The sequence below is a fragment of the Streptomyces phaeochromogenes genome, assembly GCF_001418655.1.
GTDB classification, from domain to species: domain Bacteria; phylum Actinomycetota; class Actinomycetes; order Streptomycetales; family Streptomycetaceae; genus Streptomyces; species Streptomyces phaeochromogenes.
The window spans coordinates 1-13,849 of the sequence record NZ_LIQZ01000337.1 but is presented as its reverse complement, the minus strand read 5'-3'; the positions used below and the strand labels follow the sequence as shown (position 1 = coordinate 13,849).

Genomic DNA, 13,849 nt, shown 5'->3' with positions numbered 1-13,849 from the left:
GACAGGGGGGTGCGGGGTGGGGTATCTTGCCCGCCTGGCATATGCCAGGGGTTGTTTTCGGCTGTGCGTGGCTTGGATGCGAGGCTGCCGCGCGGTTGACGCACGGCTGTCCGGGGGCCGGTTGCCCGTACGGCTTGAGCGGTGGGTTCGGCAGCCGGGTTCGCGGGCCCGGCCCGGGTGTCCCGCCCGCGTACGGTGTCCGCGCACGGCCCGGGCGCTCGCTGTCGCCGCCGCTTCCGTCGGCGCCCGCGCTCAGATCGGGTCCGCGTACCCCTCCGCGTCCGCGCCGCGCAGGAGTTCGCGGCCGAACTCCACCATCTTCTTCGCGTAGTCCTCGGTCCACTCGGCCCGTTCGGCGATCTCCGCGGGCGTCAGCCGGTCGAACCGGCGGGGATCGGCGAGCTGCGCGGCGGCCATCGCCTGGAACTCGACCGCCCGGTCGGTGGCCGCGCGGAACGCGAGCGTCAGCTCCGTGGCGCGGTCCAGCAGCGCCTGGGGATCGTCTATCGATTCCAGGTCGAAAAAGTGCTCGGGATCGGCAGCAGCCTCCGCGGGCTCGAAGAGCAGCGGCGCGGGGCGAAGCCGCGGCTCGTTCCGACGCGGCGTGGGCTCCGCCATGACTTCTCCTCCTCGTACGGTGGTCGGCCCGTCCTTGTTGGTGGGCCACCGTCCATTGTCCCTTGACTGCGCAAGAGTGCCTCGGGGCGCGGCTGACCGGCCCTGATGCACGCTTTCTCCTACCCTTCGCGCTCCCTCACGACTCCCCGTCCGGCGAGTGGGGCGCGTTGAGGCGGGTGACTGTTGTCCAGGTGTTCGGGGCGGGCCGATCACGGTTGCCAGGCCACTCGGTGCTCCGACAGATGAGAGAGCACCGCGTGGTTCGCCTCCCAGCCGTCCGGGAACTTCACCGTGACGCCGAGCTGGACCGGTTCCGTGGACGGGTGGTCGTCGAGGAGGTCGGTGACGCCCGCGCGGCAGACGACGATGCAGGCGTGGCGGTGGCGGGAGGCCAGGACGCACAGGCGGCCCGTTTCGAGGTGGAAGGCCGTCGCGTCGGGGCGGCCCGACAGGGGGTGCAGGACGACCGTCACGTCGTACTCGCGGCCCTGGAGGCGGTTCGCCGTGTCCACGGTCACGTCCGTGACGCCCAGCTCCGCCAGGGCCGTACGGACGGCCGCCGCCTGGTCGCGGTGTGCGGTGCCGACGGCGATGCGGTCGGCCGTCAGCGGGGCCGGGTCGGGGGAGCGCTCCGAGGTCGCCGCGCCACCCCGGTCCAGGAGGCGGCGTACGACCTGGGCGAGCGCCCGGATCGCCTCCGGGTCCGTGCGCGGGGTGTTCCGGGCGGGCAGCTCCAGCAGGCCCCAGCCCGATTCCGCCGCCTCGTCGATGACCCGGTCGGGGCCCGAACCGTCCGACGGGACGGCGAAGGCGAGGTGACGGTCACCGTGCCCCGTGCCGCTGCGGAACGGCGTGAAGGGGTAGAACGCGTCCGAGACCAGCGGCGCCGCCGAGGCAGGAAGCCGCCAGGAGACGGGGAGGCGGTGCTGCGGCAGCTCCGGGTTGTGGGCGAGGAGCGTCGTGACGGCGGAGGCCGAGGGGTCGTACGACAGCCCCGCCCACTGCTCGCTGCCGACGATCGCGAACGGGTCCAGCTGGCCCGGGTCGCCCACGAAGAGCGCCCGCTCGAACAGCCCGGCCACGGCCAGCAGCGCGTCCGACCGCATCTGGTACGCCTCGTCCACGATCGCGTGCCGCCACGGCTCGACGCCCTTGACGTGCGCCCACTTCGCGGCCGTCGAGATGACGACGTCGAGCCCGGCCAGCTCCCCGGCCTTCGCCGACTTGCGGACGTTCGGCAGGTCGTCGAGCGCCTTGTCGTACGGGTCCGCGTCGCTGCTGTGCAGTCGGCCGACGGGCAGCTCGGGATTCTTCTCGGCGAGCCGCAGCACCAGGTCGTCGACCTGCGCGTTCGTCTGCGCGATGACCATCAACGGGCGCCCTGCGTCGGCCAGTTCGAGCGCGGCCCGCACCACGAGTGTGGACTTGCCGGCGCCGGGCGGGGAGTCGACCACGACCCCGCGGGACGTCCCGTGCAGGGTGTCGCGCAGGATCGCGTCGGTGGCGTGGGCGGCCTCGGCGCCCGGATCGAACACGGTGGTCACAGGACGTCCTCATCGGTCACGGCGTCGGGCTGCACCTCTGGTTGGGGGGCGGCGGCATCGGTCTCACCGGGCGGCCCGCCGTGCGTCCACGGCGTGTCCTCCGGGTCGGGCAGCTTCGCCCCGCCCCGCTGCTCGTGCTCGAACAGCGTGAAGCAGACGAGATCACCCTTCTCCGGTACGGATCCGGTCTCGGGCTCCTTGCCGCGGCCCATCTTGTCGACCACACGCAGCACGACCAGGGAGCCGAGGGCATGGCCCTGGGCATCGGGGGTGCCCTCGCCCTCGGACCGGACGTACTCGACGAACTCCGCCGCCTGCGGCTTTCCGCCGAGCGAGCGGTAGACCTTGGCGCGCTCGCCGAAGTGCGGCCGGTCGTCCGTGCGGACGGTCACGAGGGGGCGCGGGCTGGGCCGCTTGCCCTCGTTGTACGCCATCACGACATCCGTGACCTCGCCCGCGAAGGCCTCGCCCGCGAGCCGCCGGCCGGCCATGACGAGCGGGTCGTCGAGGGCCTCCTGAGCCTCCAGACGGGCCTGTTCGCGCTCGCGCGTGGCGAGTTTGTTCGCCGCGGTGACCGCGTCGTCGCGGCGCGGCTGCGGGGGCTCGCCCGCCAGGACCCGGTCCCGGTGGCCGGTGAACGACCAGCGGTCCCGGGTCCACCGGTCGGCCGCGTGGGCGCCCTCGGGCAGGGCGCGCAGCAGGTCGAGGCCGCGCCACACCGCGTCCCAGGTGGGCCGGGTGCGGCTCTCCACGAGGTCGCGGATCTGCCGTTCGGCGGCGGTGAGTTCACCGAGCCGGTCGTCCGCCTCGATGCCGTCCTCGGCCGCCGCGAGTGCCGTACGCGCGCGGTCGTAGAGCTCGATGGCCGGGGCGAGCAGTTTGTTGTCGAACGCCGGGTCGGTGGCGGGCCCGGCCGGCGGGCAGAGGAGCTGTCCCTTGCCGTCCCGCCGCAGCTCGGCCCGTAGCGCGGCCTCGGCGCCGGACTCGCCCTGCGGCGGGTCGATCCAGGCGAGCAGCGCCCCGAGGTGCTGGTCCTCCAGGCTGGACTGTCCGGTCGCCCAGTGCCGGGACAGGACGTCGGTGAGCGCGAGGAGGAGCGAGGATCCGGGTACGCGGGACCGCTCGCCGTAGTGCGTGAGCCACCGGCCGAGCAGCGGTACGCGCGGGGGCGCCGGGTGCGGTGTCTCCGGGTCCTGCTCGGCGGTGCGGCGGAAGCGCATGGAGCGGCCGAGCAGCCGTACGAAGTCGATGCCCGAGCGGCTCGGGACGATCAACTGTGGTGCGTCCGCGCACAGTTCGACCTCCACCTTGACCCGCTTGCCGGTCTCCGGGTCGGTCTCGTTGCGCTCCGCCGCCTCCACGTCCGCTGCGTACGCGTCGATGTACGGCAGGACGATGTCCGCCAGCTCGGCGAGGAACGCGAAGCGGAGGTCGCGGTCGCGGGGCTGGGGCACGACCAGGAGGCGGGGGGTCTCGCGGTCCGTGCCGACGAGTGCCCCCAGCGGGGCCCCGGCTTCTCCCGCGGTGGTGAGCGGTACGAAGACGAGGGGGTGCTCGGAGAGGTGGCGGTGGCGGGTGGTGGCCAGGGGCTGGGCCCGGCCGGTGTCCACGGCCTCCAGCCGGGCGAGGGTGGTGATCAGGGACATGGGGCTGCCTCCCGGGAGGGGCTCGCCGAGTGGTGCGGTTCGGAGTGTGCGGGTTGTGTTTTGACTGCGGGGCGGTGGGGGCTTGTCGCGCGGTTCCCCGCGCCCCTCAGAGGCTGGGGTTGTGTTGTGTGTGCGGGTCGGTCGGGGTTGCTCGCGCGGTTCCCCGCGCCCCTTGGCGGGCGGGGCGGCGCCGTATGGGTGGGGTGGCCCGGTGTGCATCGGGGCCGGGCGGGCTTCAGCACGCCGCCCGTCCTGAGGCTTCGGCCCGCAGCCCTTCCGTACCGCCCAGCGGCTCGGCCCCCGGCCTTGCCCCGCTGCCCAGTGCCTCCGCCCGCAGGGCCGCCGCTCTGCGCAGGGCGGCGACCGCCGGGTCGGTGGGGTCGCCGGTTTCGCCGCGGGCCGCCGACAGGACGTCGTCGACGGTCGTCAGGCCGCCCAGTTCGGCGCGGAGGGAGCGGCCGAGTGAGGTCACGGCGCCCTCCGCCCGGGAGTGGTCGCGGCAGTGGAAGGCGAGTTCACAGGCGGAGAGGCACTCTGGGGCGTAGGTCGCCGGGACCGATTCCACCGCGGCCGTCAGGTCGGCGGTGGGGAGGTCGGGGGAGAAGCAGGTGCCCTCGGGGAGCAGGTCGGCGATGTCCTCGATGCGGGTGAGGCGGTCCAGCTGACGGCGGGTGACCGAGCGCTGCTTGCGGACGTCGACGGCGGACGCGGTGGGCAGGTTGGAGAAGTCCTTCGGGCAGACCAGCAGCACCGTGTGCCGGACTTCGGGCGGGCGGGCGCGGATGCCGTCCTGGGCGCCTGGCGTCCCGAGCGTCTCTGCCGGCGCCTCCGTCGGCGTCGCGAGGGCGGCCGTGGGGAGGTCCGAAGGGGCGGGAACGGTGAGCAGGGTTGCCTCCGCGTGAGCCGCGTCCCCCGCGCGTCCCTCCGGTCCCGTGCTCAGCCTGGCCGCGACCCGCTCCAGCGCCAGGACGTACACCGCGGCCTGGCGTGCCGCCGCGCCCACCTTCGCCGCGTCCGCCGAACCGTCCAGCATCGGGAAGGACTTGATCTCCACGACGGTCCAGCTCCCGTCGGGATGGACGACCACCGCGTCAGGCTCCAGGAAGGCGGGGGAGCCCGCGACGTCCAGGGCGAGCAGGGGGTGGTCGAGCAGCGTCCAGACGCCCGCGTCGGTGGCCTCGCGCAGCGCCAGGGCCGTACGGGCCGTGCGTCCCTCGGGGCCGACGGCGGACAGGTCGGGGACTGTGCCGGTCGTGGGCGGTACGGCCCCCGCGTCCAGCTTCTCGTGCACGAGCCGCAGCAGCTCCGCGCCGCCGTCGGCCTTGACCCGCGCCTCGAAGGCGTTGCCCCGCATGAACGCGAACTGCGACTGACCGAAGGCCGACGGCGAGCCGAGCGCGCTCGCCAGTGCGGTCTTGTTCACCCCCGCCCCGTCGAGGATCGCGCGCCGCTTGCACCCCGGGTTCGCGGCGAGGGCCGCGAGGGCGCGCGCGTCGAGCGGTTGCGGCGGGACCTCGGGGCCGCGCAGCTCAGCGAGCCGCTGCCGGAGCCCCGTCCTCCGCGCCGGGGGGACTCGCTCCCGGTTCGGCTCCCGCAGGGGCTCCCGGCTCGGCGGTACCCGGGACGGCTGGGACCTTGCGCTGTCGGGGAATTCGCTCACCCGCCGAAGTCTGGCACCCCGCACTGACAATTGAGGAACCTGCGCCGTGCGGGGCGCCTGTGGAACCCCCGGCGGCCAGGGCGAAGGGCCGGATACCGAGCCGCGCCCGGAGCGTGTCCGCGAGCCGCAGCACCGGCCGGGTCAGCAGGAAGCCGATGCCCATCACGACGAAGCCCGCGACCGCGTCGAGGAAGTAGTGGTTGGCGGTGCCCATCACCACGATCGTGGTGATCAACGGGTACAGGACCCCCGCGACCTTGGTGAGCCGCGTGCCGCCGTACATCCAGAGCATCACACCGCACCACAGCGCCCAGCCGCAGTGCAGGCTCGGCATCGCCGCGTACTGGTTCGTCATGCCGCCGAGCCCGCGCGGCGCGCTCGCCTCGCCGCCCCACCAGCCGTAGTCGCTGTACTGGGCCATCGTGTCGACGAACCCGTGGCTCGCGGACAGCAGTCGCGGCGGACAGGTCGGCAGCAGCGTGAAACCGATCAGACCGATGAACGTGGACGTCATCAGCCAGGTCCTGGCCGCTCTGTAGCGCACGGCACGGGACCGGAAGAGCCAGACCAGGACGGCCGGCGTGACCATGTAGTGCAGCGACGCGTACCAGAAGTCCGCCGGTATGCCGATCCAGGGTTCGCGGGTGAAGAGACGGTTCAGCGGGTGCTCGGCGTTGAGGAAGAAGAACTTCTCGACGCGCAGGATCGCCAGACCGTGGTCGACGGCGCTGGTCACGTCCCCGCGCGCGAGGAGCCGGCCCGCCGAGTACGCCCCGTACACCAGCAGGATCAGTGGCAGCTCGGTCCACCAGCGGAGGCGGGAACGTGGTGCCGCCTCGGTGCTCGGTGCATCGGTCCGCAACATCCGATCCCTCCCCCTTCTGCTTCCCCGGCCGCAATGACCTGGCCCAATTTACGTTCTGCGCGCGTCCCTCGTGGCCGCGCCCCCGGAGGTCATAGACGCAGAGATCGCCCACCGGGTTGCTCAATCTGTGAGTGAGCGATGATGGACTGATCCACCCCTCGTTCCTCTGCGGTTCACCGCTCGATCTTCCCCGAAAGGCCCCTTCCATGGCACCGCGTTTCCTGCTGGCCCGGCACGGACAGACGGAATGGTCGCTGTCCGGCAAGCACACCGGCAGGACCGACATCCCCCTCCTGGAGGAGGGCAGGCGCGGCGCCAAACTGCTCGGAGAGCGTCTGCACAGGGCCCCGCTGAACGGCCTGCCCGGGGTGGAGATCCGTACGAGTCCGCTGGCACGCGCGCGTGAGACCTGCGAACTCGCCGGGTTCGGCGACCGGGCGACCCCCTGGGACACGCTCATGGAGTGGGACTACGGCGCGTACGAGGGCATGACCCCCGACGAGATCCGGGCCGACCGTCCCGACTGGCTGATCTGGCGGGACGGGGTGCCCCGGGGCGAGACCCTCGCCGAGGTCTCCGCGCGCGCGGACGAGATCGTCGAGTGGGCCCGCTCCGCCGACCGTGACGTACTGGTTTTCGCCCACGGACACATCCTGCGCTCCATCGGCGCCCGCTGGCTCGGCCTGGACATCGATTTCGCGTCCCGTATCCGCCTCAACCCGACCTCCCTCTCGGTCCTGGGCTGGGCCTACGGAGAGCCCGCGATCGAGACGTGGAACGACTGCGCCCACCTGGCGGCGTAGTCCGGCTGCGGCACCCGCGTCCAAGGGGGGCGCACCTTCAGGGGCGCGGGGAACTGCGCGACCAACCCCCACCGACCCGCAGGCAGATGACAAGGCTCCCCGCGGAGCGCCACCGCTCAGGCCGGTCGCGGCAGCGCCCCGTGCCGCTCCAGGAAGTCCGACACCCCCGAAGCGCGGCGGTGCGGCAGCAGCACCCGCGCCGTGCCCGCCAGCATCGTCTGCACGCGGGACGACTGGACCTCGTCCAGCAGGTCCAGGACGCGCAGCCCGGCCGCCGCCGCCTCGTCGGGGTGCCCGGCGCGGGCCAGGTCGTCGGCCAGCTCGGCCGTGTAGAGCGCGAGGTTGCGGGTGAAGTGCGGGTCCTGGAGCCGGGTCGCACGCCGCGCCTGATGGGCCGCCCGCGACCAGTCGCCAAGGGTCGACCAGCACTGGGCCTCCAGACCGGCCAACTCGGCGTCTCCGTAGAAGCTCATCCACTCCGGATCGGCGTCACAGGGGCCGCGCCCGTACAGCGCCTGCGCGCGGGTCAGCGCCTGTTCGCAGCCCCTGCGGTCGGCGAGCCCCGCCCAGCCGCCCGCCTCGCGCAGCGAGAGAAGCGACAGCAGCCGCGCCGAGCCCAGCGGTCGCGCCGCGAACTGGGCCGCCTGGGCAGCCCGGACCGCCTCGCGCGGCCGTCCCGCGTCACGCGCGAGGAAGGACGTGTTGCAGAAGGCGTGCGCCTCCAGGGCCGGGTCGCCGGCCACCCGGGCGGTCGCGAGCGCCTCCGCGTAGTGCGAACGCGCGTCCTCGAAACGCCCCGAGTCGTGTGCCAGCCACCCTACGGAGATGGCAAGTTCACCGGCCCCCATGTGCAGCCGCTCGGCGGTCGCCTGCCGCGCGGCGCCCGCGTCCAGCAGGGCGTACGCGGCCCGCAGCGGAGCCGACGCCCTGCGGTACAGCCCGTCGGCGCCGTGCCGGTCGTCCAGCAGCCGGATCTTGCGGACGGCCTCTTCCAGCGCCCCCGCCTCGGCCTCGCCGGCCCGGCGCACGGAACGGTCCGCGGCCACGGCGGCGCCGCTGAACGCGAGCCCTATGGGGCCCAGTGAGGCGGCGGCCACGGTGGCGGTACCGCCGCTCATGAATGCGCGACGTTGCACGTCGCTCTCCTCGTGGTTCTGGTCGTCGATCTCGTGCGGGTCATACCGGTCGTTCGGTTCGTGCGTGCCGTACGTGGTGTCATACGGCTCGTACGCCCCGTCCGTCTCATGCGGGGCGTACATCGGGCTCGTGGTGTGCGGGTCGGGCGCCTCCTCGAAGGCGCGCGCCCCTCGGCCGCGTACCGCCGAACGGGGCACGAACCCCAGGTCCGTCAGCGTCCGGCCGGGGAACATGTGCAGGAACACCCGCTCGTACGCGTAGTTGGGACACCGGATCTCCCCCGCCTCGACCCGCCCGATGTAGCGCGCGTCGCAGCTGACCTGCTCGTCGATCTCCCGGGCGGCCCGTCGCACCGCCGCGGCGAACTCGCCCGGCGAGCGCTGACCGCGCAGCCGCCGGAAGGCGAGATTCGGCCGCGTCGGCCGAGGTGACTGGGACGACGAGGTCATCGGTGACGACGCCATGGCCGGGCCCTCTCTCACGAACCGTCGAACCATGCCGGAAGCAGGGCGAGTTGATCATGTTGTCGACCCGGCCGCACCTGTGTTTCCGGCGGGCACGAACGTACCCGCTGTGACGAGTCCACCACTCGGGGTTTGGCTACAAAACGGATATCTCATCCCTGATCTGCCATGAACTGCCATCCTTTGCGGCCGAGTTTCGCCGTAGCCGTTGACGCCGAGCGGCGTTGAACCATGCGGTGTGCCCGATCGAGGAGGGGTTCCGTGGTGGAGGCCAGGATGGAGAGCAGGCAGAGCGTCGATCCTTGTGATCTCGTGACCGTCCCCGCTCGGCAGGGGCTGGAGGCGGTCGACATCCTGCGGCGCGGTGCGTCGGCGGAGGCCGTCGGCCCCGTCCTGCACGACGACAGTTGCGACACGCTCGGCTTTTTGGTGCCGTCGGGGACGGCTTCTGCCTGGGACGTCCCGGGCAGTACGTGTACGCGGACCGACGGGCGGGGCCTTCGGCTGGCGCCGGAGCCGCCGGTCGAGGGGTCGGACTGGCTGTTGCCTCCGGGAGACGCCGAGCTGGCCACGGATCCCGCGGTGCTGCGGGCGGCGTTGGGGGAGGCGGCTCGTCTGATCGAGGCGGCGGACAACTGCCGTTGAGGCTGGACGGGTGCGGGTCGGTTGTGGCTGGTCGCGCCCTCGCTGAGCTGAGTTACGCGCTCGGGTCGATAATGGGGGAATGGCGCGGGCTAAGAACAAGCGGGCGGACGACCGGCGGGGCGGTGACAGACGTGTTGCTGCTTCGGCCGTCGTCGAGAGCGTGGACGGGGGGCTCGCCGAGCTCATGCCCGACCGGGATCGGGGTCGCGCCTGGACGCTGCTCATCGACGGGGCCCCGCAGTCGCACGTCGACCTCGACGACCCCTCGTACCTGAGCTTCGAGTACCAGCGCCGGCTCGGTCACGTCATCGATCTCGTCGCCCCGCCCGGCAAGCCCGTGCAGGTCGTGCATCTCGGCGGGGGCGCCTTCACCCTCGCGCGGTACGTGGCCGCCACCCGGCCCCGCTCCACCCAGCAGGTCGTCGAACGCGACGCGGCGCTCGTCCAACTGGTCCGCCGCGAACTTCCGTTGGACCCGAACGCCCGGATCCGCGTACGGTCCGTCGACGCGCGCGAAGGGCTCGCCAAGGTGCCGGACGGCTGGGCGGACCTGGTCATCGCGGACGTGTTCAGCGGGGCGCGGACCCCCGCGCATCTGACGTCGGGCGAGTTCCTCACCGACGTACGCCGGGTCGTCAACGCCGGTGGCCTGTACGCCGCCAACCTCGCCGACGGCCCGCCCCTCGCGCATCTGCGCGGCCAGATCGCCACCGCCGCCGGGGTCTTCCCCGAACTCGCCCTCATCGCCGACCCGACGGTACTGCGCGGCAAACGCTTCGGCAACGCCGTCCTGATCGCCTCGGCGCTCCCCCTACCCGTACCCGAGCTGACCCGCCGCGCCGCCTCCGACCCCCACCCGGCAAGAGTCGAACACGGCAAGGCTCTGCGGGACTTCACCGGCGGAGCGACCCCGGTGACGGACGCGGCGGCGGTCGCCTCACCGGCACCCCCGCCGTCGGTGTTCCGGTAGGCGTTGGCCACCCGCGGCGCTCAGTAGTCGTTGATGGAAACCCGCGGCGCGGAGTCATGCCACGTGCAGAACACAGAAACCCGATCCGCCCCGGCCGAGAACTCCACCCGAATCCACGTCTCGGTCTTCCACACCTGCATCGACCACGCGGACGCGGGCGTCGCCGACACCAGCGACGCGTACGACTTGCCGAGGTCGAACACGACCCGGCCCCCCTCGGTGTCGTAACTCTTCACCTCACCGGAGGCGCCCGCGCCAGAAGCCGCGTCGCCCGCACCCGCCGACTTCGAGGGTGAAGGCGAGGAAGGGGGTGAGGACGAGGAGGGGGCGGAGGGCGAACGCCCCGCACTCGGCTCGCGGCTCTTCGACGGCCCGGGCCCGGACTCGGGCCGACTCGTCGAGGAGGCAAGCGGCTTCGCGCCCTGCTTGGTCGCCCCGTCGGCCGTGATCGGCAGCGCGCGCGGCGGGTCGTACGCCGTCCCCGTCATCACCGTGTGGACACCCCACCACGACAGCGTGACCGCCGCGCCCGTGGCGAGCGACCAAGCCAAGCCGTGTACGAGTCCTCTGAGCATCGCGGGCCATACTGCCCCACGCGCCCCACACATGTCCCCTGTCGGTGCTTCTGTCAGTGCTGCTGTCAATGTCCCTGTCCGTGCTGCCGGGCGGTTGTCCACAGGCCCGGACCGGCCCAACCCTTATGGCGTACGGTGCGGGCCATGGCAAGTGTGCTCGTGGTCGAGGACGACCAGTTCGTGCGCTCGGCCCTCATCCGGCATCTGACCGAGGCCGCGCACACCGTGCGCAGCGTCGGTACGGCACTTGAGGCGCTGCGCGAGGTCGCCCATTTCCGTTTCGACGTCGTGATCCTGGATCTCGGCCTGCCCGACCTGGACGGGTCGGAGGCGCTGAAGATGCTGCGCGGCATCACCGACGTGCCCGTGATCGTCGCGACCGCGAGGGACGACGAGACGGAGATCGTGCGGTTGCTGAACGACGGCGCGGACGACTACCTGACCAAGCCGTTCTCCGTCGAGCACCTGGCGGCACGCATGGCGGCGGTGCTGCGTCGCGCCCGGTCCACGGCAGGGGAGGCCCCGCCCTCGCCCGAGATCCGCGTCGGCGGTCTGTCCATCGACCCGCTGCGCCGCCAGGCCGAGCTGGACGGCGTACGACTCGATCTGACCCGGCGCGAGTTCGACCTGCTGGCCTTCCTCGCCGGGCGGCCCGGGGTCGTCGTGGCCCGCAAGGAACTGCTCGCCGAGGTGTGGCAGCAGTCGTACGGGGACGACCAGACCATCGACGTCCATCTGTCCTGGCTGCGACGGAAGCTGGGCGAGACGGCGGCCCGCCCGCGCTATCTGCACACCCTTCGTGGAGTGGGTGTGAAGCTGGAGCCGCCGGGACCGTCGGGAGCGGAGCCGCCGCGATGAGATGGGCACTGGTCAAGGTCTGTGTGGCCGTCACCACCATGGTCGTGGTGGCCTTCGCGGTGCCGCTCGGGCTCGTCATCAGGGAGATGGCGAGGGACCGCGCGTTCTCGAACGCCGAGCGGGAGGCCGCGGCCCTCGCCCCCGCCCTCTCCATCACCACCGACCGGGAGCAGCTGGAGAGGGTCGTCGCCTCGGCGGGATCGGACGCGGGGATGGCCGTCCACATACCCGCGAGCGACGGTGTGGAGGCGGTCGACCTCGGCCGACAGCGCGCCGTCGGCAAGGACATCGCCACGACCCGGAAGCTGGGCCGGGCCTCGACCACCGAGGTCCCCGGCGGCTCAACGCTGCTCCAGCCCGTCGCGCTGAGCTCGGGGAAGATCGCCGTCGTCGAGGTGTACGTGCCGGAGTCGGACGTCACCAACGGCGTGGCCACGGCCTGGGCCGTGCTCGCCGGGGTCGGCATAGCGCTCATCGTCGGCTCGGTCGCGGTGGCCGACCGGCTCGGCGTGCGGATGGTGAAGCCCGCTCAGCGACTGGTGGAGAGCGCGCACGAGCTGGGGGAGGGGAAGCTGGGCGCCCGGGTGCCCGAGGAGGGGCCGACCGAACTGCGGCTCGCGGCGGTCGCCTTCAACTCCATGGCCGACCAGGTCGTCCAACTGCTCGCGAACGAGCGGGAGTTGGCGGCCGACCTCTCGCACCGGCTGCGTACGCCGCTGACCGTGCTGCGGCTGAACGCGGCCTCGCTGGGGGACGGGCCCGCCGCCGAGCAGACCCGGGCCGCCGTCGCGCAGCTGGAGCGCGAGGTCGACACGATCATCCGGACCGCCCGGGACGCCAAGCCGCAGACCGCGGCGATAGGTGTGGGCGCCGGGTGTGACGCGGCCGAGGTCGTCCGGGAGCGGATGGACTTCTGGTCGGCGCTCGCGGAGGACGAGGGGCGCAAGGTGCGGGTGGCCGGGGTCGACCGGCCGGTACGGATACCCGTGGCCCGCGCCGACCTGGTGGCCTCGCTCGACGCGCTGCTCGGGAACGTGTTCCGGCACACGGCCGAGGGCACGGCCTTCGCGGTCGACGTGCACAACGGCGAGGACGCCGTCATCGTGCTCGTCTCGGACGCGGGCCCGGGCATTACCGACCCCGAGGCGGCGATGGCGCGCGGCCGAGGATCGGGCAGCGACGGCTCGACCGGGCTCGGACTCGACATCGTGCGCCGGCTCGCGGAGTCGACGGGCGGGGACGTACGGATCGGGCGCTCCGTCCTGGGCGGGACCGAGGTTCGCATCTGGATCCAGCTCGACGGGCGGGAGCCGGAGAGGCGAGGTCACCGGGGCTCGGTGCGCCGCCGCCGGTCGGCCAAATTGGTCTCGACCTTTAACCGGTCCCGATCCCTTCCTTAAGCGCACCCTAAGATCCCCAACCCCCGTCCGGATCAGGCCGTTTGCCCGTTTCCGGCTCGCTAGCGTGCTGCCGCACCCCACCCCCCTCCCGTGACCCCCTCGGGGACTCCCGGAACGTTGAAGGCAGGCACGCCATGAGCACGCACCGGCACACGGTCAGTGGCAGGAACAAGGCGATCGGAGGCGTGGTCGCCGCGGCCGTGGTCGGCGGTGGAGCCCTCGTGTTCTCCGGTACGGCACAGGCGGCCGGCGTCGGCGCCGCGTACACCAGGACCAGCGACTGGTCGACCGGCTACACCGCGCAGTACGTCGTCACCAACGACACCGGCGCGGCGAAGACGGACTGGACGCTGGAGTTCGACCTGCCGTCCGGGGCCAAGCTGAGCTCGCTGTGGAACGGCGAGTCGAGTGTGAGCGGCCGGCACGTCACCGTGAAGCCGCCCGCCTGGGACAAGGACGGGCTGGCCAAGGGCGAGTCGGTGACGGTCGGCTTCGTGGTGAACGGCTCCGGCACCCCCACCGGCTGTCTCATCGACGACGCCAAGTGCTCGGTGGACGACGGAGCGACCCCGGAACCGACCGGCCGCCCGACGCAGCCCGAGACACCGAAGCCCACCGAGACACCGAAACCCACCGCGACCCCCACGGCCACCCCCACCCGGAC

Annotated in this window: 13 protein-coding genes; 6 read left to right on the top strand and 7 right to left on the bottom strand. The window is 72.7% G+C overall.

Annotated elements, in window-relative coordinates; all coding sequences use genetic code 11:
- Positions 1–252: 252 nt before the first annotated feature.
- From AOK17_RS36390 to AOK17_RS36370, 5 genes are all read right to left on the bottom strand, one after another.
- Positions 253–618, bottom strand: a complete 366-nt coding sequence (locus AOK17_RS36390; protein ID WP_055616877.1) for a hypothetical protein — start codon at positions 616–618, stop codon at positions 253–255.
- Positions 619–827: 209 nt separating this feature from the next.
- Complete coding sequence (locus AOK17_RS36385; protein WP_055616876.1) at positions 828–2,162, bottom strand: AAA domain-containing protein; 1,335 nt, start codon at positions 2,160–2,162, stop codon at positions 828–830.
- Positions 2,159–3,808 (bottom strand): hypothetical protein, encoded by a 1,650-nt coding sequence (locus AOK17_RS36380; protein WP_055616875.1) that lies wholly within the window; start codon positions 3,806–3,808, stop codon positions 2,159–2,161. The genes AOK17_RS36385 and AOK17_RS36380 overlap by 4 nt, the downstream gene beginning before the upstream one ends.
- A 235-nt stretch (positions 3,809–4,043) precedes the next feature.
- Positions 4,044–5,405, bottom strand: coding sequence for a hypothetical protein (locus AOK17_RS52790; protein WP_055616878.1), 1,362 nt, complete (start codon positions 5,403–5,405; stop codon positions 4,044–4,046).
- Positions 5,338–6,333 carry a phosphatase PAP2 family protein gene (locus AOK17_RS36370; RefSeq protein WP_055616874.1) on the bottom strand — a complete coding sequence of 332 codons (996 nt, stop codon included), beginning with the start codon at positions 6,331–6,333 and terminating at the stop codon, positions 5,338–5,340. Before AOK17_RS36370 ends, AOK17_RS52790 begins: the two co-directional genes overlap by 68 nt.
- 206 nt (positions 6,334–6,539) lie before the next feature.
- Between AOK17_RS36370 and AOK17_RS36365 the strand changes: the two genes are divergently transcribed.
- Complete coding sequence (locus AOK17_RS36365) at positions 6,540–7,136, top strand: histidine phosphatase family protein (protein WP_055616873.1); 597 nt, start codon at positions 6,540–6,542, stop codon at positions 7,134–7,136.
- A gap of 116 nt (positions 7,137–7,252) precedes the next feature.
- Here the strand turns inward: AOK17_RS36365 and AOK17_RS36360 are convergent, their stop codons facing one another.
- Positions 7,253–8,737: an NsdA family TPR-like regulatory protein gene (locus AOK17_RS36360; RefSeq protein WP_055616872.1), complete on the bottom strand. Its 1,485-nt coding sequence runs from the start codon at positions 8,735–8,737 to the stop codon at positions 7,253–7,255.
- Positions 8,738–9,013: 276 nt separating this feature from the next.
- On the opposite strand from AOK17_RS36360, the gene AOK17_RS36355 reads away from it, so the two are divergent.
- The gene (locus tag AOK17_RS36355) at positions 9,014–9,382 is read left to right on the top strand and encodes a hypothetical protein (RefSeq protein ID WP_189843521.1); all 369 of its coding nucleotides are present in this window, start codon (positions 9,014–9,016) and stop codon (positions 9,380–9,382) included.
- Between the two features lie 79 nt (positions 9,383–9,461).
- On the top strand, positions 9,462–10,352 hold the full coding sequence (locus tag AOK17_RS36350; RefSeq protein WP_055616870.1) for a spermidine synthase: 891 nt from the start codon (positions 9,462–9,464) through the stop codon (positions 10,350–10,352).
- 20 nt (positions 10,353–10,372) lie between these two features.
- Here the strand turns inward: AOK17_RS36350 and AOK17_RS36345 are convergent, their stop codons facing one another.
- Positions 10,373–10,927 (bottom strand): hypothetical protein, encoded by a 555-nt coding sequence (locus AOK17_RS36345; RefSeq protein ID WP_055616869.1) that lies wholly within the window; start codon positions 10,925–10,927, stop codon positions 10,373–10,375.
- A gap of 144 nt (positions 10,928–11,071) precedes the next feature.
- Here AOK17_RS36345 and AOK17_RS36340 point away from each other — a divergent pair, with 144 nt between their 5' ends.
- The 3 genes from AOK17_RS36340 to AOK17_RS36330 all read left to right on the top strand — a co-directional run.
- Positions 11,072–11,785, top strand: a complete 714-nt coding sequence (locus AOK17_RS36340; protein WP_055616868.1) for a response regulator transcription factor — start codon at positions 11,072–11,074, stop codon at positions 11,783–11,785.
- Positions 11,782–13,185, top strand: a complete 1,404-nt coding sequence (locus AOK17_RS36335; RefSeq protein ID WP_055616867.1) for a sensor histidine kinase — start codon at positions 11,782–11,784, stop codon at positions 13,183–13,185. Before AOK17_RS36340 ends, AOK17_RS36335 begins: the two co-directional genes overlap by 4 nt.
- Before the next feature lie 134 nt (positions 13,186–13,319).
- A partial coding sequence (locus AOK17_RS36330; protein ID WP_206190897.1) for a cellulose binding domain-containing protein occupies positions 13,320–13,849 on the top strand: 530 nt, incomplete at its 3' end.

Coding starts and splice junctions, on each gene's coding strand:
- AOK17_RS36390 (WP_055616877.1), bottom strand. CDS start 618: ATGGCGGAGCCCACGCCGCGTCGGAACGAGCCGCGGCTTCGCCCCGCG.
- AOK17_RS36380 (WP_055616875.1), bottom strand. CDS start 3,808: ATGTCCCTGATCACCACCCTCGCCCGGCTGGAGGCCGTGGACACCGGC.
- AOK17_RS36370 (WP_055616874.1), bottom strand. CDS start 6,333: ATGTTGCGGACCGATGCACCGAGCACCGAGGCGGCACCACGTTCCCGC.
- AOK17_RS36365 (WP_055616873.1), top strand. CDS start 6,540: ATGGCACCGCGTTTCCTGCTGGCCCGGCACGGACAGACGGAATGGTCG.
- AOK17_RS36360 (WP_055616872.1), bottom strand. CDS start 8,737: ATGGCGTCGTCACCGATGACCTCGTCGTCCCAGTCACCTCGGCCGACG.
- AOK17_RS36355 (WP_189843521.1), top strand. CDS start 9,014: ATGGAGAGCAGGCAGAGCGTCGATCCTTGTGATCTCGTGACCGTCCCC.
- AOK17_RS36350 (WP_055616870.1), top strand. CDS start 9,462: ATGGCGCGGGCTAAGAACAAGCGGGCGGACGACCGGCGGGGCGGTGAC.
- AOK17_RS36345 (WP_055616869.1), bottom strand. CDS start 10,927: ATGCTCAGAGGACTCGTACACGGCTTGGCTTGGTCGCTCGCCACGGGC.
- AOK17_RS36340 (WP_055616868.1), top strand. CDS start 11,072: ATGGCAAGTGTGCTCGTGGTCGAGGACGACCAGTTCGTGCGCTCGGCC.
- AOK17_RS36335 (WP_055616867.1), top strand. CDS start 11,782: ATGAGATGGGCACTGGTCAAGGTCTGTGTGGCCGTCACCACCATGGTC.